This is a genomic window from Peribacillus aracenensis (assembly GCF_025175645.1).
In the GTDB taxonomy this organism is placed as follows: Bacteria; Bacillota; Bacilli; order Bacillales; family DSM-1321; genus Peribacillus; species Peribacillus aracenensis.
In genome coordinates, this window is record NZ_JANZMJ010000002.1 from 164,028 (window position 1) to 182,020 (window position 17,993).

Sequence of the window (17,993 nt, forward strand, 5' to 3'; positions counted from 1 at the left end):
GAGGTTCTATAAAATGGTAAAGTTAATCGCCCTATACAAACAACCTGAAAACAAGGAAGAATTCGATGAGCACTATTTCAATGTACATGGTCCGATAACGGAAAAAATTCCAGGTCTCCAAAAGATGGAGGTCACCAAAATTGTAGGGACCCCAATGGGCAAAGACTCCGAGTATTACATTCTTTGTGAAATGTATTATGAAGACCACGAAGCATTGCAGCAAGGAATGCGTTCTCCGGAAGGAAAAGCATCAGGGAAGGACCTAATGGGCTTTGCAGGGAAACTTGTAACGATGATGATCGGTGAAGAAATAAAATGAATGCGCTTCAATTCATTGAAACGTCAATCACGGAAGGCATTGGCTATATCACTTTAAATCGGCCGAAACAACTGAATGCCCTTAACAGGAAAATGGTCAGGGAAATAGTTTCAACCATGGAAGATTTCGACCGGGACCCACAAGTGAAGGTGATTTTGCTATCGGGCAATGGGAAAGCATTTTCCGCTGGAGCTGATATCGACGAGATGGTGAACGACAGTCCAATCAGCATGGAGTTAACGAACCAATTTGCCGATTGGGACCGGATAAGCCTAGTCAAGAAGCCTGTAATTGGTGCGGTGAAAAGTTTTGTATTCGGCGGTGGTTTTGAACTTGCATTATCCTGCGATTTCCTGATTGCCGCAAGCGATACCCAGTTTTCCTTTCCGGAAGTGACACTAGGAGTCATGCCTGGTGCAGGGGGAACCCAAAGGTTGACGAAATTGGTGGGAAAGACGAAGGCACTTGAATGGATGTTGACGGCTGAAAGGATAAAGGCAAAGACAGCCCTGCAATATGGTTTCATTAATAAGATCGTGGCACCTGAATTGTTAATGGAAGAAACGGTTGATTTTGCTAGAAAGATAGCAAAGCAGCCCCCGTTAGCAGTAAGGCTGATCAAAGAATCCGTCAATAAGGCAGTTGATTATCCCTTATATGAGGGCATGCAATTTGAACGGAAGAACTTCTATATTCTTTTTGCATCAGAGGACCAGAAAGAAGGAATGAAAGCATTTGTTGAAAAAAGGGAGCCGAAATTTACAGGCGGATAAGGGGTGCTCTATGTACGAAACGATCAAATATGGGGTTGAAAATGGAGTGGCTTGGCTTACTTTGAACCGTCCTGATAAACTTAATGCCTTTACGTCCCAAATGAATATGGAAATACAGAAAGCGATCAAAGTATCAGCGGGGTCGGATGAAGTGCGGGCCATTATCATTACAGGGGAAGGCAGGGCCTTTTGTTCGGGACAAGATTTATCGGATGTTGATGAAGGCATGAATTTAGGCCAGGTGCTGCGCGAAGCCTACGGTCCGATGATGGAGCAAATAGCAAACTGTGAAAAACCGATCATTGCCGCAGTCAATGGCGTGGCTGCAGGGGCTGGCTTCAGCCTAGCACTGGCATGCGATTTCCGGCTTGTTTCTGAAAAAGCCAGTTTTGTAAATGCTTTTGTCAATATCGGATTGATACCTGATTCGGGGAATCTGTATTACCTTTCGCGGATCGTTGGTCATGCGAAAGCCTTGGAATTATCTTTATTGGGGGAAAAGGTTCCGGCTAGCGAGGCGAAAAGTATCGGGCTCGCTACAAAAGTGATCGCTGTGGAAGAATGGAACGAGCAATTGAAAGCCTTTGCAGAGAATATCGCGAACAAGCCAACGAAAGCAATCGGGTTAATTAAAAGATACTTAGAGGCGTCCTATCACCTTTCATTGGAAGAATACTTAAAAGAAGAAGCGGAGGGTCAGCGAATTGCTGGCTTAACGAAGGATTATGCAGAAGGTGTGGCAGCATTCATTGAAAAAAGGAAGGCTCAATTCATAGGCAAGTAATATAGAAAAGGGAGTGGGATTACATGGTAAGAGTTCAAGAGGCGGCATTTGAAAAAGCGGAAATGAAGCGTGATTATTATCATCTGATCATTAATGGAGAAAGAGTGGAAAGTTCTGATGGTTCCACGATTGATGCGTACAATCCTGCAACTGGTGAAATCATTGCCAAGGTTGCAAAGGCAACAAGGGAAGATGCAGAAAAAGCTGTTTTAGCTGCACGTGAAGCATTTGATAATGGGAAATGGAAGAGGACTCCGATTAATAAACGTTCTCGTGTATTGAACAAAATTGCAGCAATCATGCGTTCACGCTTTAATGAATTGGTTGAATTGGAAGTTCTGAACAGCGGCAAATCCATTTCTGCAGCACAAGGCCAAGTCATGCAGGCAATTGAAGATTTCGAGTTTTATGCAGGCGCATTGGTTGCACACCGCGGATCTGTCAATAATGTACCTGGTCAATTCCATAACTATACGGAAAAAGAGCCAGTAGGTGTTTGTGCTCAAATCATCCCTTGGAATTACCCAATGATGATGGCAGCGTGGAAAATTGCACCTGCAATTGCAGTTGGCTGTTCGGTCATCGTTAAGCCAGCTTCGTTAACGCCATTGACGGCAATTGTATTAGGGGAAATCTGTTTAGAAGCTGGTGTTCCTTCCGGTGTGGTCAATATCATTCCAGGCCCAGGATCGGAAGTAGGGAATTACCTTGTCGAGCATCCGAAAGTGAATAAGGTTGCCTTTACGGGTTCTACGCCAATCGGCAGGGATCTCATGGGCAAAGCTTCACAGACATTAAAAAGGGTGACATTGGAGCTTGGCGGGAAGTCCCCTAATATTGTCTTTGAAGATGCGGACCTTGAAGCTGCCATCGATGGATCATTATATGGCATATTCTACAATACTGGACAATCTTGCGAAGCTAGATCCCGTTTATATGTACATGAAGACATATACGACGAATTCGTTGCCAGATTCGTGGAAAAAACGAAAAAACTGAAATTGGGCAATCCGCTCGACAGAGAAACACACGTCGGTGCAGTCATAGATCAAGGGCAATTGGATGTCATCGACAATTATGTACAATCTGCCATTACTGACGGAGCGAAAATCCTGACAGGAGGAAAGCCAGCTGTCATTGAAGGATTCGAAAACGGTTATTGGTATGAGCCAACGGTCATAGCGAATGTCAATCATGAAATGGATGTAGTGAAAGAGGAAATATTCGGGCCGGTCGTTGTCATAATGAAATTCAAAGATGAAAAAGAAGCCGTGAGACTCGCAAATGATACGGAATTCGGTTTGGGTTCGGCCCTTTGGACAAAAGATGGCGGGCGTGCGACTAGAGTGGCCAATCAAATAGAAGCGGGAATCGTCATGGTGAATTGCCCATTCTCAGCATTTCCTGGAACACCTTTCGGAGGGTATAAACAATCAGGATTCGGCCGGGAACTTTGTATTGAGACACTTGATCTTTATACAGAAACGAAAAGCATCATTTCCTATCATGGAAGCCGTCCCTTAAATCCCTTTGGAATTCAATAAAACATAAAATAGGTGGCTGGCTGATCGGTATGTCGGAAAAGTAATTCAGGAATGGATGAATGCTGATCTGATTCATCGTAGCCAGCCCTATTTATTTTTGAAGGAGGAATGAACGAATGATTAGAAATCTAGTGATTGTCGGATCTGGTGTCATGGGCAGGGGAATAGCTTATGTAGGAGCAACAGGAGGCTTTAATGTAGTACTGGTGGATGTGAACCAGGATGCTTTGGAAAGTGCAAGAAAAGAGATAGATGGAATGTTTGAGAAGGGTGTACGCTACCAAAAAATCACCCAGGAAGAAGCGGCAGCCGCAAAAAGCAGATTTTCTTATTCTTCCAATTTGAAAGAATCAGCAGCATATGCGGACTTGATCATAGAGGCAGTTCCGGAAAAGGCGGAAATTAAGAGGGCAGTCTTCGAAACGATTGAAGTCCATGCAAAAGAAGACTGTTACTTTGCAACCAATACTTCCACGATGAGCCCGACAGAAATTGGATCTTATGGAAAGCGTCCTGAAAAAACGATTGCCATGCATTTTTTCAATCCTGTACAAAAGATGCCGCTCGTTGAAATTGTACGTGGTCTTGAAACCAGTGATGAAACGGCAGCCATAATAAAAGAGGTAGCCGGAAAAATGGGGAAAGAAACCGTGGTCATTAATGAATTCCCTGGGTTTGTTACCAGCAGGATCAGCTGTTTGGTTGGTAATGAAGCGTTCTTTATGCTTCAAGAAGGTTTAGGTACACCCGAAGAAATCGATAAGGCAATAAAATTAGGGCTGAATTACCCAATGGGACCATTTGAGCTAGGTGATTTGGTGGGATTGGATGCCCGTTTGAATAATTTGAAATATTTACATAGTAAACTTGGTGAGAAATACCGCCCGGCCCCTCTTCTTGAACAGTATGTTAAAGCTGGCAGGCTTGGCCGTAAGACAGGTAAAGGTGTGTACGATTATACAAAAAATGGCGAGCTGGTGAAGAAATGAAGGATGTTGTGATTATTGATGCTGTGAGAACACCAATCGGAAGATATAAAGGAGCTTTGAAAAGTGTTCGCCCGGATGACCTCGGTGCAATTGTAATCAAGGCGCTGACCGATCGCAATCCAGAGCTGCCGCCAGATCAAATTGAAGATGTCATCTTCGGGAATGCAAATCAAGCAGGAGAGGATAATCGCGATGTGGCCAGGATGTCCGCCCTTTTAGCTGGTCTTCCGGTAAATGTGGCTGGTACGACAATAAATCGTTTATGTGGATCAGGATTGGATGCCGTCATGTATGCTGCACGCTCCATTGCTGTAGGTGAAGGCGATATTTATATCGCAGGCGGTACCGAAAGCATGACAAGGGCGCCGTACGTCATGGCCAAACCTGAGAGTGAATTTCCGCGGGGGTCAATGGAGCTTCAGGATACAACGATCGGATGGCGCTTCACGAATGAGAAACTGAAAGAAATGTATGGCACGGATTCGATGCCTCAAACGGCTGAAAACGTCGCCCGGCGTTTTTCGGTTTCAAGGGAGGACCAAGATCAATTCGCGTATCAAAGCCAGCAAAAAGCGAAAAAAGCAGTGGAAAATGAACGTTTCATTAATGAAATCGTACCTGTCCGATATACGGATCGTAAAGGGAATGAAGTCATTGTCGAGAAGGATGAACACCCTCGTCCTGACACGACCATCGAAAAGTTGGAAAAACTCAAACCGATCTTTAAAGACGGCACTATAACTGCCGGTAATGCTTCAGGCGTAAATGATGGAGCCTCGGCATTACTTTTGATGAGTGCAGAAAAAGCAAGGGAGCTTGGATTGAAACCTCTGGCCAAATATGTTGTAGGGGCGGTAGCGGGATTAGAACCTTCCATTATGGGCCTTGGCCCGATTCATGCCACTAAAAAAGCATTGGAGAGGGCAAGTTTGACGATTGAAGACATCGGGCTAGTGGAATTGAATGAAGCATTCGCATCCCAATCCTTGGAGTGTATCCGCCAATTGAAATTGGATCATGAGAAAGTGAATGTCAACGGCGGGGCAATAGCGTTTGGCCATCCGCTCGGTGCAAGCGGGGCGCGTATTTTAACGACGCTCGTCCACGAAATGAAAAAGCGGAATGTCCGCTATGGTCTTGCGACGATGTGCGTAGGCGTTGGCCAAGGCATTTCCGCCATTATAGAAAATATTGAAAAAGATTGAAGATGTGGTCGGCCCTTATTAGTTTTATCTGCATAAGGGTCATTTTTTTAAAGGGGGAAGAGACTCATGTCCAAGGTTATATATAAAGTGATAAATCAAATCGGCTATGTAACAGTGAATCGGCCCGACGTATTGAACTGCTTCGACTATGAGACACTTTGTGAACTGCAGGATGTCATCGATGCAGTTTATTATGACGGCGGTATCCGTGCCGTCATTTTTACCGGTGCAGGGGAAAAGGCCTTCAGCGCGGGCGCGGATTTGAAAGAAAGGAAGTCTTTGAATGATGCGGAAGTAAGAAGGAACGTTAAAGCGATTCGCGATGTTTTTAATAGTATTGCAGGGCTTCCACAGCCAACGATAGCTGCCGTCAATGGATATGCATTGGGGGGAGGATTTGAATGGCTGCTTTCATGTGACTTTGCAATTGCTGCCGAAGGTGTTTCTTTGGGGCTCACTGAAACTAGCTGGGCCATTATTCCTGGGGCAGGCGGTACACAGCGGCTGCCGAGATTGATTGGGGAAATGAAAGCGAAGGAATTGATCTTCACCGCTAAAAAACTGACTGCAGAAGAGGCATGTCAATTAGGGATCCTTTTGAGGGTCGTGCCAAGGGATCAACTTATGTCAGCCTGTGAGGAATTGGCAGCCAATATCATGAAAAATGGGCCGATTGCAGTTAAACAAGCCAAATATGCGATTGACCAAGGAATGAATACGGACTTGCAAACCGGAATGGCCATAGAGGGAAAGGCCTATGAATTGACCATCCCGACTCAAGACAGATTGGAAGCGCTCCTGGCATTTAGTGAACGGAGAAAAGCACGATTTACTGGTGAATAACATTGCGCTTTCTTTTTAAAAAGATATAATAATTATTATGTCTTCCGTGTGAAAATAGTAACAATGTAAGGGTGAGGTGAGAAAGATAGGTACTAACACTCAATCCATGATTTTTACGATATACGGCGATTATATCCGTAACTATGGAAATAAAATCTGGATAGGCAGTTTAATTCGTTTATTGAAGGAATTCGGCCATAATGAGCAGGGCGTACGTGTAGCCGTTTCACGAATGGTCAAGCAAGGATGGATCCAGTCAGAGAAGCAGGGAAATAAAAGCTATTACTTTTTGACTGATCGCGGTGTGCAGAGAATGGATGAAGCGGCAAATCGCATATATAAGATGAAACCGAATGAATGGGACGGTAAATGGCGTATCTTAATGTACACGATCCCTGAAGATAAGCGGCAATTACGGGATGATCTCCGTAAAGAATTATTATGGAGCGGGTTTGGCAGTTTTTCAAGTGGTTGCTGGATTTCCCCTAATGATTTGGAGAAGCAAATCAATCGTTTGATCGAGAAATATGACATCAAAGAATATGTTGATTTTTTCATTTCGGAGTACAAAGGTCCGAAAGAAAACCAATCGCTTGTAGAGAAAAGCTGGCATTTGGAAGAGATTGAAAATAAATATGAAGAATTCATCGAGAAATACAGCAAACAATTCATCGTTCATCAAAGCATCATTAACAGGGGCGAAATGTCCGATGCCGATTGTTTTGTGGAACGAACGAACTTGGTGCATGAATACCGTAAATTTTTATTTATCGATCCAGGCCTGCCAAAGGAACTTCTGCCTTCAAAGTGGAATGGAAACCATGCTGCTCTTTTATTTAGCCAGTATTATCAAGTCTTGGCTGAACCAGCAAGCCGTTTCTTTGAAAGCGTATTTCAGGAAAATAATGATTTATGCCGGAAAGACGAAACCTATGATGCCAAGGATCATCCACTTATCATTAAGTGAAAAAGAGCTTCGGCCGGTCGCTAATGACGACTTGCAGAAGCTCTTTTCACATTAACATTATCGACTTTTGCAATAATTAATCAAGGATACCTTTGAAGTCTTTCCCTTTTTGAACATATGTATCGATAGAAAGTTGAATCAATTCAAGGTCTTTATTATTCAATCTGCGAACCACTTTCCCTGGGGAACCGATAACGAGTGAACGTGGAGGTATGATTTTGCCAGAGGAAATCAATGTGTTCGCTCCGATGATGCATTCTTCACCGATCTCTACATTATCCAATATCGTTGAGCCCATTCCAATAATGGATCGTTTCCCTATTTTACAACCATGCAGGATAACATTGTGACCAACCGTCACTTCGTCTTCAATGACAACTGGGCACCCTTCGAATAAATGAATGGTGGAGTTATCTTGTATACTGCATTTTTCTCCTATTGTTATTGAATCTTCATCACCGCGCAGTACGGCATTAAACCAAATGGTAGAGTCTTTCCCAATCGAAATATCACCGATTAAATGAGCGCCAGGTGCCACGAAAACAGTATCATCAATGGATGGTTTTTTATTATTATATGGAATAATCATAGTCTCGCTCCTTTTCAAAAAAGTCAGAATTGTTTTTCTAATGAATATAGTATAACATTAAATTGACAGGGAGGGATGAAAGTGAAATATATTTGTGAACTTTTTGCGATAAAATATCCTATTATACAAGGCGGCATGGGGAATATAAGCAATGCAAGTCTTACGGCTGCAGTGTCCAATGCAGGGGGACTAGGGACAATAGGGTGCGGTACCATGAATCCTGAACAGGTAGAAGCCATCATTCTCGAAACCAAAGAAAAAACCAATAACAATTTTGCGTTGAACATTCCAATAAACGTTAGTCCATATACTGATGAGTTAGTGAATCTAGTCCTGAAGCATGATATACCTGTAGTTTCCTTATCTGCAGGAAATCCTGCCCCTTTCATTCCACTATTACAAAAAAAGAATGTAAAAGTGATTGCCATCGTTGCGTCGGTCAAGCACGCGCAAAAAGCGCAAGCTGCAGGGGCTGATGTGTTGGTCGCAGAAGGGTTTGAAGCTGCCGGCATCAATTCGAACCTGGAAATGACGACCTTTACACTCATTCCGCAAATCAGCAAGCATGTGACCCTTCCGGTTTTGGCCGCTGGCGGAATAGGCAATGGACAGGGTTTGGCGGCTGCATTGATGCTGGGGGCTTCAGGAGTCCAATTAGGAACCAGGCTAATCGCTACACAAGAAGCACCGTTCCATCCGTCTTATAAGCAGAAACTAATCGAAGCGATGGGTAATGATACGGTAATTTTGGGCAGAACACTTGGTCAAGTCAGAAGAGTATTGAAGGATCCATATACCGAGAAGGTCCTGGATTTGGAAAAACAGGGACTGTCTCCTGTAAATTATCGTGAAATGACCTCTGAAGTCCATCATATTAATGGGGCGATGAACGGGGATGTTAACAATGGATTCATGAATAGCGGCCAGGTCGCTGGATTGATTGACGATATACCCACTGTTAAGGAATTACTTGATGGCATGATGAAAGATGCGAAAAAACAAATGGAGGATGGATTGAGCAAGCTCTCTGCCCCTTTTATGATTTGAGAGCGGAGTGGGCCAATCTTATCATTAGTTCATGGGTTTATTCCTTGGTAATTTACCGAAAGCTTGAGGTCAATTCGTCCTCAAGCTTTTTTTCATTTCTGGACCATTTGAAATTATATGATCATTCTTTACAATCTTAAATCTAATGTGAATAGCCCGATAACATAAAATGGACTCCATAAGGTACATTGTTTTAGGATAACATTTTGGAAAAATGTGATTGAACTTGTGATACAATGGAAAATGTCTCTTTTGAAATCAAGGGGTGCCCAGAATCAATCAATCTGGGTGCACCCCTTTTATATGTAATAAAAGTTAGAAAAGGGGAAAAGTCTATGGAAACTTTAATAATGGATATGATTGAAGCATTTAAATCTCTATCCTATTTCGGTGTGTTGCTAGCTTTGACTTTCGAATTCATTCCTGCTGAAATCGTTTTGCCACTGGCTGGATACTGGGTTTATCAAGGTGATATGAATTTATACTTGACTATCCTTGCCGGTTCGATTGGTGGGGTAACGGGCCCATTGACGCTTTATGCTTTAGGCAAATATGGCGGGAGACCGCTTGTATTAAAGTTCGGGAAATACTTTTTGATTAAAGAGGAGCAGTTGAATAAGGCTGACCGATTCTTTGAAAGGTTTGGTGGGGGAATTGCCTTTTTGGGACGGTTTGTACCAGGAATTCGTACCGCCGTTTCGCTGCCATGCGGAATGTTGAAAATGAGTATTTGGAAATTCATTTTATATACCTATATGGCGATGCTTCCTGTTACAAGCGTTTATGTTTATCTAGGGTATAAGTTAGGACCGAGGTGGGAGCAGGCAGGAGCCATCTTTTCACAATATGCGAATTTCTTGCTTATCCCCATCGCACTTATAATCATTTGGTTCATTATGAAGACTCAAAAACAAAAGCAAAGACAAAAACTAAAAGTCAATTCATAAAAGAAGGCGCCTTGATCAGGCGCCTTTTTGATTTATGTCATTATTAGCAGAATCCGCCGAATCCCCAACTGCATCCGATGATGATCAACAAGATGAATAATACGATCAGCAATGCAAATCCGTTATCGAAACCACCGAATCCGCCGTCACAACATTCGTTACAATTTCCACCCATTTGATTTCCTCCTCAATACATATTATGAATTACATACCTAGCAAAACATCTTTACCGGGAATACTTCATACTATGTATTCTAGGCCGAAGTGTTTGCTTATTCATAAAAAATGGGCGTGGGCAACAAGGGGGAAATAAGCCCGAATATTTTTTTGATTTCCTTTTAAATGTTATAATATACCATGTGGATTGTGGGGAAGGGAGCTGGACTAAGTCATGAAAGTTGCCATTATAACGGATGTGCATGGAAATGCTTCAGCGTTAAAAGCCGTTCTTAAGGATATTGATCAAAGAGAAGATATAGATCGTCTCTATTGTTTGGGAGATATGGTCGGGATTGGCCCTGATACAAATGAAGTCCTTGAACTTTTATTTTCAAGAAATGATTTATCGATGATAACGGGAAATCATGATGAAGCTGTCCTGGCCATCATTAACGGGGAGCCGCATCCGGACGGTCATATTCATGTAAAGGAACATCATGAATGGATAGCTGACAGGATGCATCGGAAATTCATAAATGAATTGGGGAAATTGCCTCGAACCATACATCATATCATTAATGATCACTCCGTTTACTTCACTCATTATCACATGGAATCGAAGAAATTGGATGAGCACATAAGCCAAAATCCATTTAGTAAAATAGTTGAACCGAATTTAAATAACTTAGAAATGCTTTTCAAAGATCAACATCACGATTTGATAGGATTTGGACATCATCATCCTATCCACCTCTTTAAAAATGACCGAACGATATTCCTGAACCCTGGTTCTCTTGGATGCAATGGTGAACCAGTTGCACCTTATGCCATTGTCACGATTGAAAATACAGGTATACAGGTAAAGCTTGAAAAAGTCGCCTATGATAATACATCGTTCCTTTTATCGTATCAAAGTTTACAAGTTCCAGAGCATGAATTCATTATACGTGCCTTCCATGGCGGGCAGCAGACCTAATACGTTTATAAATGATGAAGTATGGGAAAATGTTGAGCATAAAGGTACATGCCTGTGGATACGATAATAGGCAAACATCATGATGCTGGAGGTACGTTATGAAGGAAAAGGAAAAGGAACTGGAACAGGTAAGTCAAGGGCAGGAAGAGATGGAACGGCATAGTCTTGTCTGTAATGATGAATTGTTTAATAAGGATCTGCACGCCATTGTCGATGATACGATGCAAGAGGATAGATAAACGGGGAAAACGCTGCAGGAAATGTCTGTAGCGTTTATTTTTACTTTGGAATGGTTGAAGGCTGAATTTCGGTTTTTCGCACAAGGTCCCGTCCTGCTTGTTTTCACTACCCTTTTTCTTCCAGTGGATCCCGGAAATGAATCATTTGAAACCATTCTGGATTTATCCCATACTATATATAAGTTTCAAATCCGAGAGGAGGGATGGCATGGGACATCATCATGGTCACGCCCATGATCATGGGCACGGGCACGGACACCACCACCATTCTAATAATAAAAAAGCATTGTTGGCATCTTTCTTATTAATCTCGACATTTATGATAGTCGAGGTCATTGGTGGATTCTTGACAAATAGTCTGGCTTTACTGTCGGATGCAGGTCACATGCTTAGCGATGCGGCAGCTTTAGGACTTAGTTATACAGCGATCAGGTTAGGGGAAAGGAAGGCGACATCTTCCAAATCGTTTGGATATAAACGGTTTGAAATCATTGCTGCTTGTTTGAATGGATTGACCTTGATCGTCATATCCGTATTCATTTTCGTAGAGGCAATTAAGCGGTTCATGGATCCCCCTGAGGTGCAAAGCTTGGGAATGTTGATGATTTCAATCATCGGCTTACTTGTTAATATCATTGCGGCCTGGATTTTAATGAGCGGAGATAAGGAAGACAATCTGAATGTACGGAGTGCTTTTTTACATGTTATAGGTGATATGCTTGGATCTGTGGGTGCCATTGCGGCCGCCCTCTTGATTTATTTTTTCGATTGGGGAATTGCAGATCCGATTGCGAGCGTCATAGTCGCGATTTTAATTATTATCAGCGGTGTTAGGGTAGTGAGGGATTCTTTTCATATCTTGATGGAGGGCACACCGGACCAAGTCGATATGGATGAAGTGAAGGCATCCTTGATGGGATTGGTCGGAGTATCCGATGTCCATGATCTCCATATCTGGACGATCACGTCTGGTTTTTTGACAATGAGCTGCCATGTTGTCATAGATGAGAGCGGTAATCACGATTCAGTTTTGGCAGAAGCGCAAAAACTACTTCACGATCGGTTTGGAATCGAACATAGCACGATCCAAGTGGAAAGACAGGAAGCGGGCTGTCCCAATCCACACGAGACATGTAATTGAAAAGGGCTGGCTCAATATAGAGCCAGCCTCTTAAAAGTTTAAATAAGAAAATCATAGCTTTTCCTGAATGATTATTACGACCATTTAGCAGCATTCCTGTTAAAATGACTATGTGAAAACATCGGTTAATTTTACTGCGAACATAATCCTGACACATAAAAAGGGTAAGATTGAGGAAAAATGCTTGGTGTTTTTAATGGTTAGCATATGCAAAATGTTTCCACTATAATTCAGGAAGGAGGAATCCATAAATGAAGAAAATTCTTGTAGTAGAAGATGAAATCGCCATATCGATGGTATTGAAAGCATATTTGGAACGGGAAAGTTTTGATGTAGTCCAAGTTTACGATGGGCTAAACGCCATTCCGGTCTTCGAAGAAACGAAGCCAGACCTTGTCCTGCTTGATGTCATGCTGCCTGGTAAGGAAGGCTGGGATATATTGAAGGAAATTCGGGAGAACGATACTTGTCCGGTTATCATGTTGACTGCACTGACAGATGTCGATTACAGATTATCGGGATTTAAGTCAGGTGCGGATGATTACATCTCCAAACCTTTCGTTGCCGAAGAAGTCGTGGCCCGGGTACATGCCGTTTTAAGAAGATCCTCATCGGTCGATACGGAAGATGGTCATGTACATGAGTTTGGGAGTTTAACCATCGATGATCTTTCTTATATGGTGCATTTGAATGGGGAAGAGATAAACTTGACGCCGCGTGATTTGTCACTGCTCGTTTTTTTCGCTAAGCACCCTAATCAAATTTTCACGAGAGAACAACTGCTCGACCAAGTGTGGGGCATGGATTATGACGGCAGTGACCGTGCGGTGGACCTGGCGATCAAACGGATCAGGAAGGCGATAGATGCATGGCCTGTAACCGAGGGGGAAATAAAAACATTGCGTGGATTGGGGTATCAATTGAGTGTCTATGAAAACTAAAAAAAGAACCACTTTACAACGCTATTGGACTAAGAGATACGTATTGACCTTGATTTCCGGTTTGATCTTATTGTCTGTTTTTTCCTTATGGTGGATGGAAAAAACGGCTTTGGAATATAGGCTTAGCCTTCTTAAGTACTTAGCTGATGAAACATCCGATCGGGCGATTAAGGATAATGGTCAGATTGTCGTTGGCCCGATCCTTTCGGAAATTGTAGAGGAAAGGGAGAAAATCCTTCATCTGAACCAACAGCCAATCATCTATATCGTCGATCCCGATGCCACCATCATATATACAATGCCACAATTGTATATAGATCCGGATGAAAATAAACTCCCGGATGTCATCATGAAAAATACGGAGTTAATCCAGAAGGTCAAGATTTCCGACAACAAAGTGTATGTCGTCAAATCCCCCATTACGTTTAATGATGAGACGAGAGGCTGGGTGGTCATTGCACAGGAAGAAGGGGCATTGAAGGAAATCAATCAAGACCATGGCTTGTTGGCGATCATGATTGGAGGCCTGCTGATTCTGGGAACGGGGGTCATTTATTTTCTTTCCAGGCAGATTTCACGTCCCATCCAAGACGTAGCTAACGCCGCTGTCCAAGTTCGTGAAGGCAACTATGATATCCATTTCAAAGAGGAAGAGGAAATCAAGGAAGAAGAAATTTATGAACTGATAGAATCATTTAAGGAAATGACCAATCGATTGAAGGTCATGGAGAAGTTACGGGCGGAATTGCTTGCAGGCGTAACCCATGATTTGAAAACGCCAGTAACATCCATTAGCGGACTGATACAAGCGGTTAAGGATGATGTCGTCAAGGGAGAGCAAAGTAAGGAATTCCTCGATATTTCCTTAAAGGAAACTCAACGTTTGCAAGGTATGATAGAGGATTTACTCAATTATAATGCAATATCGGCAGGTGCTTTTAAAATTCGGCTGCAAAAAGAGAATATCAATATATTCATCAAGGAAATCGCCTATCGCTGGCAGGTGACCCAGGATGATGATCAAGCGTTCGCTCTTGAGATAAAAGTTCCTGATGAACCGGTCTTTGGTCAAATTGATTCATTGCGGATGCAGCAAATCGTCATTAACCTTTTGAATAATGCCAGGCATGCACTTGATGGCAAAGGGAAAATAACGATTCACCTTTATGAAAAGGATGAAGAACGAATCTGCATTGATGTACTGGACAGTGGCCGGGGGATCCCAAAACATGAACAACAATTTGTGTTCGAACCATTTTATCGTGGTGAAAACAAAAAGTTGAAGGTACGTGGTTTAGGTTTGGGACTGCCATTCAGTAAGATGCTCGCAAAAGCGCAAAAGGGTGATCTAGTGCTTAAGGATAGCGATGAACAGGGCACCACCTTCACGATTGTCATAGAGAAAGCGGATCAGGTATAAAAAAGGGTTGTCCGATGTAATGGACAACCCTCTTATTATGCAGGATGCTAACTATTAAGCCAATTGGCTGATTGCACGCCATAATTGTACATGACGGACCTTCCTTGGAAGGAAGCGTCCCATTTCTTCTTCATTATATCCTGCATGCAAATTCTTATGGTCGAAAATGATTGGCCGGCGAAGTAAATCCGGGTTATCTTGAATAAGCTTACAAAGATCATTAAGCGGTGTATTATTTATATCGATATTCAGGCTTTTGAATTTTTTGGAACGGGTTGAGATGATTTCATCTGTCCCGCCTTCCGTTTTACGTAAAATCTCTTTTATTTCTTCTATAGAAAGAGGTTGGGAATATAGGTTGCGTTCATTAAAGGAAATTTCGTTCTTTTTAAGCCAAGCTTTTGCTTTACGACAGGCTAGACTGCTTGGAGTAGTATAAATTGTTACCATTAAAATCGACTCCTTCAAAGTTTTCAAGTTTATTGGAATGAAATTATTTTTATATTTGTGATACTCTTACTTTAACGTTTCTTTGTGTCAGCAAGATGTCAAGAAAAATAAACTTAAATGTTATTTTAAAAAGAAAGGGAGAAAATGAAATGAAATCTGCCTTTAATGAAAAAGAAGCCATTTGGGTAATGATGCCGAACAAGGATCTGCATGGGCCGATATTTAACAGTGTTGTGCGGATAGTATCATGACAGGGGATTTTTGGTCGCCAGTCAGGTTATCGATACAAGTAGCGGGACTATCGGGTATCCTTGTTTTCATTTTAGGAATTATCCTGGCGCGAATGATGGCTAAAAAGCAATTCAGGGGAAGGGTCCTGTTGGAAACAGCGTTTTTATTGCCGCTTGTTTTGCCGCCTTCCGTCGTTGGGTTTTTATTGATTGTAATTTTTGGCAAGAGTGGGTTGCCGGGACAATTCATTGAAAGGGTTTTTGGTCAGCCCGTGATGTTCACGTGGTGGGCGGCGGTCATTGCATCTACCGTGGTAGCGTTTCCGCTTATGTACCAATCCGCTAAAACGGGTTTTGAAGGTATAGATGAAGAAATCGAAAATGCGGCAAGGGTTGACGGGGCGGGCGAGTTGAGGTTGTTCCTGAATGTATCCCTTCCATTGGCGGTTAAATCCATCGTCACAGGTGCCATCTTGAGTTCTGCTCGTGCGTTGGGGGAATTCGGAGCCACACTCATGTTTGCCGGAAACATTCCCGGACAGACACAAACCATACCGACTGCGATTTATATCGCCATGGACTCCGGGAATATGACATTAGCCTGGCTATGGGTTGCCGTAATTATTGTCATTTCATTTCTTATGCTTTTTATCGTGACCTACATAAAATGAATGCTTTTTCTCGAATATACTTATGAAAAAGTGGGTTGAGGCTTCTATGTCTTCTTTATGTGTGAAGCCGTTTTTTTCGTAAAGGTTCCGTGCAGGCAGGTTCATTTTACCGGTTGAAACGGATATCTTTTCCCAATCGCCTTGTAATTGAAGGGCATGTAACAGTGCATCCGCGATACCCTGCCGAAAATAATCAGGATGGACGACCATTCGGCAAATCAGCATTTGACGATTCTCTTTTGAAAAAGATAGTGCACCCACTAACGCATCACCCTTTAAGTAGCATAAAAACGTTTCATGACAATGAATGAATTGTTCATATGTTTCCAATAGAGGAGGTATATCGGCAAAACCGATCATATCCGCTTCCACCTTATAGGCCTCTTTTTGAAGATTAAAAAGCTGCTGGCCATAATCGGAGTCCAGATCCCGAATTTTCATGATCAAATCGTATCACTCCCTTTCATCACATTATAATGGAAGAAGGAGATTATTGTTTCCAATCAGTCTGTGTTATAATCGACAAACAATATGAACTAATGAAATGAGGAAGAAATTTGTTAACATTTGAAGAAAAATTGAGCATCATTGAAACTTTTCCGGAATTACAGCGAAAAGATGTTTCATTGGGACGTGTGAACTTTCATTATCCAGAAAGCGTTCAGGAGAAAAAGATCGTCGTTCAGCACTTGCATCCCAATGGAAATGGATTCGTTTACGCAGGGCATATGAGAAAAAAAGACACTGACCGTAAAGGTTTTATCAATATTCGTGACTATAATGAAGCGGAATTAAAAGAATTGATCCAAAAAAGCGTCGATTACCTATCTGAACCTCCGGTTGAATTCGAAGAAGAGGAAGACGGGTTCGCTAGGTTGGAAGGGAAATGGATTGGCCCTGAAAAGCAAGAGCTTACACTTGAAAGGGAAGACCTGCTTTGGAATGTGTATTCCGGAACGAACCTTGAGGAGTGTTTCGAGAGTCCAGTAGAGGCGGAGCGCTACTTATTGGACGAAGGCTTCCGGCAAAGCAAGAAGAGGAATATGTAGAATTTTAGGATAATTTGTCGGTTGATTTACTGCGATAATCTTGTTTTTTTAGGAATTTCCATGATATAATATAAGTAATTATTTTTGTTCGGAATAAGTTTGATAGAAGGATTTACTGTAATAGGATTCCTCTTGAAACATTATCCAGAACCAAAAATAGTAATAAAATGGATTTTTCCAAACACAGGAGGAACTATCATGGTACAAGGTAAAGTAAAATGGTTTAACGCAGAAAAAGGTTTCGGTTTCATCGAAGTTGAAGGCCAAGACGATGTATTCGTACATTTCTCAGCTATCCAAGGCGAAGGCTTCAAAACGCTTGAAGAAGGCCAAGAAGTTTCTTTCGAAATCGAGCAAGGCGCTCGTGGACCACAAGCAGCTAACGTTCAAAAATAATTGAACGCATATAAAAAAAGACTCCGATTATGGAGTCTTTTTATTTTTCCTTTTTTTCGGCCATTTCCTTTAATGCTTTGTCCAATTTTTCTTCGATCCGTTTAGAACGATTAAAATGCCCTGCCAGGAAAAACACGATGAATATAACGAATGCGACAAGCACTAGCATAAAAAGGATAGGCAGGAACTGGGTTATATTTTCAGTCATTGGATATTATCTCCTTTTTTATTCCATTATACTACATGCTTACCGTTGCTTATGATAGAGGGAGCCAAGTTCTTTAAAAAACACTGAAAGGGGATATGCGAATGCG

Annotated in this window: 23 protein-coding genes; 18 read left to right on the plus strand and 5 right to left on the minus strand. The window is 42.2% G+C overall.

The annotated features are described in order from the left end of the window. The first annotated feature begins 13 nt into the window (after nt 1-13). The 8 genes from N0M92_RS03420 (at nt 14) to paaX (ending at nt 7,424) form a co-directional block, all read left to right on the plus strand. Entirely contained in the window at nt 14-319 is a 306-nt protein-coding gene (locus tag N0M92_RS03420) for an EthD family reductase (protein WP_230302802.1), read from the plus strand. After that, a complete protein-coding gene (locus N0M92_RS03425; RefSeq protein ID WP_260284466.1) occupies nt 316-1,092 on the plus strand; it encodes an enoyl-CoA hydratase/isomerase family protein in 777 nt (258 codons plus the stop codon). The genes N0M92_RS03420 and N0M92_RS03425 overlap by 4 nt, the downstream gene beginning before the upstream one ends. Before the next feature lie 10 nt (nt 1,093-1,102). Continuing rightward, nucleotides 1,103-1,876: an enoyl-CoA hydratase-related protein gene (locus N0M92_RS03430; protein ID WP_260284467.1), complete on the plus strand. Its 774-nt coding sequence runs from the start codon at nt 1,103-1,105 to the stop codon at nt 1,874-1,876. Nucleotides 1,877-1,899: 23 nt separating this feature from the next. Beyond that, a complete protein-coding gene (locus tag N0M92_RS03435; protein ID WP_260284468.1) occupies nt 1,900-3,420 on the plus strand; it encodes an aldehyde dehydrogenase family protein in 1,521 nt (506 codons plus the stop codon). 116 nt (nt 3,421-3,536) lie between these two features. Continuing rightward, the gene (locus N0M92_RS03440) at nt 3,537-4,409 is read left to right on the plus strand and encodes a 3-hydroxyacyl-CoA dehydrogenase (RefSeq protein ID WP_260284469.1); all 873 of its coding nucleotides are present in this window, start codon (nt 3,537-3,539) and stop codon (nt 4,407-4,409) included. Next, on the plus strand, nt 4,406-5,614 hold the full coding sequence (locus tag N0M92_RS03445) for an acetyl-CoA C-acyltransferase (RefSeq protein WP_260284470.1): 1,209 nt from the start codon (nt 4,406-4,408) through the stop codon (nt 5,612-5,614). The genes N0M92_RS03440 and N0M92_RS03445 overlap by 4 nt, the downstream gene beginning before the upstream one ends. 66 nt (nt 5,615-5,680) lie before the next feature. Beyond that, nucleotides 5,681-6,457 carry an enoyl-CoA hydratase-related protein gene (locus N0M92_RS03450; protein WP_260284471.1) on the plus strand — a complete coding sequence of 259 codons (777 nt, stop codon included), beginning with the start codon at nt 5,681-5,683 and terminating at the stop codon, nt 6,455-6,457. An 85-nt stretch (nt 6,458-6,542) separates the two neighbouring features. Then, the gene (paaX, locus tag N0M92_RS03455) at nt 6,543-7,424 is read left to right on the plus strand and encodes a phenylacetic acid degradation operon negative regulatory protein PaaX (RefSeq protein WP_142244574.1); all 882 of its coding nucleotides are present in this window, start codon (nt 6,543-6,545) and stop codon (nt 7,422-7,424) included. A 76-nt stretch (nt 7,425-7,500) separates the two neighbouring features. On the opposite strand, the gene N0M92_RS03460 is transcribed toward paaX, so the two are convergent. Further along, entirely contained in the window at nt 7,501-8,013 is a 513-nt protein-coding gene (locus tag N0M92_RS03460; protein WP_076367452.1) for a gamma carbonic anhydrase family protein, read from the minus strand. Nucleotides 8,014-8,094: 81 nt separating this feature from the next. On the opposite strand from N0M92_RS03460, the gene N0M92_RS03465 reads away from it, so the two are divergent. Next, nucleotides 8,095-9,060 carry an NAD(P)H-dependent flavin oxidoreductase gene (locus tag N0M92_RS03465; protein ID WP_260284473.1) on the plus strand — a complete coding sequence of 322 codons (966 nt, stop codon included), beginning with the start codon at nt 8,095-8,097 and terminating at the stop codon, nt 9,058-9,060. Nucleotides 9,061-9,395: 335 nt separating this feature from the next. Continuing rightward, on the plus strand, nt 9,396-10,007 hold the full coding sequence (locus N0M92_RS03470) for a DedA family protein (RefSeq protein ID WP_192203545.1): 612 nt from the start codon (nt 9,396-9,398) through the stop codon (nt 10,005-10,007). A gap of 43 nt (nt 10,008-10,050) precedes the next feature. On the opposite strand, the gene N0M92_RS03475 is transcribed toward N0M92_RS03470, so the two are convergent. After that, nucleotides 10,051-10,182: a YjcZ family sporulation protein gene (locus N0M92_RS03475; RefSeq protein ID WP_260284474.1), complete on the minus strand. Its 132-nt coding sequence runs from the start codon at nt 10,180-10,182 to the stop codon at nt 10,051-10,053. Nucleotides 10,183-10,398: 216 nt separating this feature from the next. Between N0M92_RS03475 and N0M92_RS03480 the strand changes: the two genes are divergently transcribed. The 5 genes from N0M92_RS03480 (at nt 10,399) to N0M92_RS03500 (ending at nt 14,883) form a co-directional block, all read left to right on the plus strand. Next, nucleotides 10,399-11,142 (plus strand): metallophosphoesterase family protein, encoded by a 744-nt coding sequence (locus N0M92_RS03480; protein WP_260284475.1) that lies wholly within the window; start codon nt 10,399-10,401, stop codon nt 11,140-11,142. Between the two features lie 98 nt (nt 11,143-11,240). Further along, nucleotides 11,241-11,381: a hypothetical protein gene (locus N0M92_RS03485; protein ID WP_260284476.1), complete on the plus strand. Its 141-nt coding sequence runs from the start codon at nt 11,241-11,243 to the stop codon at nt 11,379-11,381. A gap of 208 nt (nt 11,382-11,589) precedes the next feature. Then, entirely contained in the window at nt 11,590-12,522 is a 933-nt protein-coding gene (locus tag N0M92_RS03490; RefSeq protein WP_260284478.1) for a cation diffusion facilitator family transporter, read from the plus strand. 251 nt (nt 12,523-12,773) lie between these two features. Then, nucleotides 12,774-13,463: a response regulator transcription factor gene (locus N0M92_RS03495; RefSeq protein WP_192203549.1), complete on the plus strand. Its 690-nt coding sequence runs from the start codon at nt 12,774-12,776 to the stop codon at nt 13,461-13,463. Further along, nucleotides 13,453-14,883 (plus strand): HAMP domain-containing sensor histidine kinase, encoded by a 1,431-nt coding sequence (locus N0M92_RS03500; protein ID WP_260284592.1) that lies wholly within the window; start codon nt 13,453-13,455, stop codon nt 14,881-14,883. The genes N0M92_RS03495 and N0M92_RS03500 overlap by 11 nt, the downstream gene beginning before the upstream one ends. 54 nt (nt 14,884-14,937) lie before the next feature. Here the strand turns inward: N0M92_RS03500 and spx are convergent, their stop codons facing one another. After that, nucleotides 14,938-15,333: a transcriptional regulator Spx gene (gene spx, locus N0M92_RS03505; RefSeq protein ID WP_034314875.1), complete on the minus strand. Its 396-nt coding sequence runs from the start codon at nt 15,331-15,333 to the stop codon at nt 14,938-14,940. Nucleotides 15,334-15,580: 247 nt separating this feature from the next. Between spx and modB the strand changes: the two genes are divergently transcribed. Continuing rightward, nucleotides 15,581-16,234, plus strand: coding sequence for a molybdate ABC transporter permease subunit (gene modB, locus N0M92_RS03510; RefSeq protein WP_260284479.1), 654 nt, complete (start codon nt 15,581-15,583; stop codon nt 16,232-16,234). Here the strand turns inward: modB and N0M92_RS03515 are convergent. After that, nucleotides 16,196-16,675 (minus strand): GNAT family N-acetyltransferase, encoded by a 480-nt coding sequence (locus N0M92_RS03515; protein ID WP_260284593.1) that lies wholly within the window; start codon nt 16,673-16,675, stop codon nt 16,196-16,198. The genes modB and N0M92_RS03515 overlap by 39 nt on opposite strands. 116 nt (nt 16,676-16,791) lie before the next feature. Here N0M92_RS03515 and N0M92_RS03520 point away from each other — a divergent pair, with 116 nt between their 5' ends. After that, nucleotides 16,792-17,283: a hypothetical protein gene (locus N0M92_RS03520; protein ID WP_260284480.1), complete on the plus strand. Its 492-nt coding sequence runs from the start codon at nt 16,792-16,794 to the stop codon at nt 17,281-17,283. A 198-nt stretch (nt 17,284-17,481) separates the two neighbouring features. Further along, nucleotides 17,482-17,679, plus strand: coding sequence for a cold-shock protein (locus N0M92_RS03525; RefSeq protein ID WP_028393295.1), 198 nt, complete (start codon nt 17,482-17,484; stop codon nt 17,677-17,679). A 40-nt stretch (nt 17,680-17,719) separates the two neighbouring features. Here N0M92_RS03525 and N0M92_RS03530 read toward each other — a convergent pair whose 3' ends face one another. Further along, nucleotides 17,720-17,887, minus strand: coding sequence for a hypothetical protein (locus N0M92_RS03530; protein WP_260284481.1), 168 nt, complete (start codon nt 17,885-17,887; stop codon nt 17,720-17,722). Between the last annotated feature and the right edge of the window lie 106 nt (nt 17,888-17,993).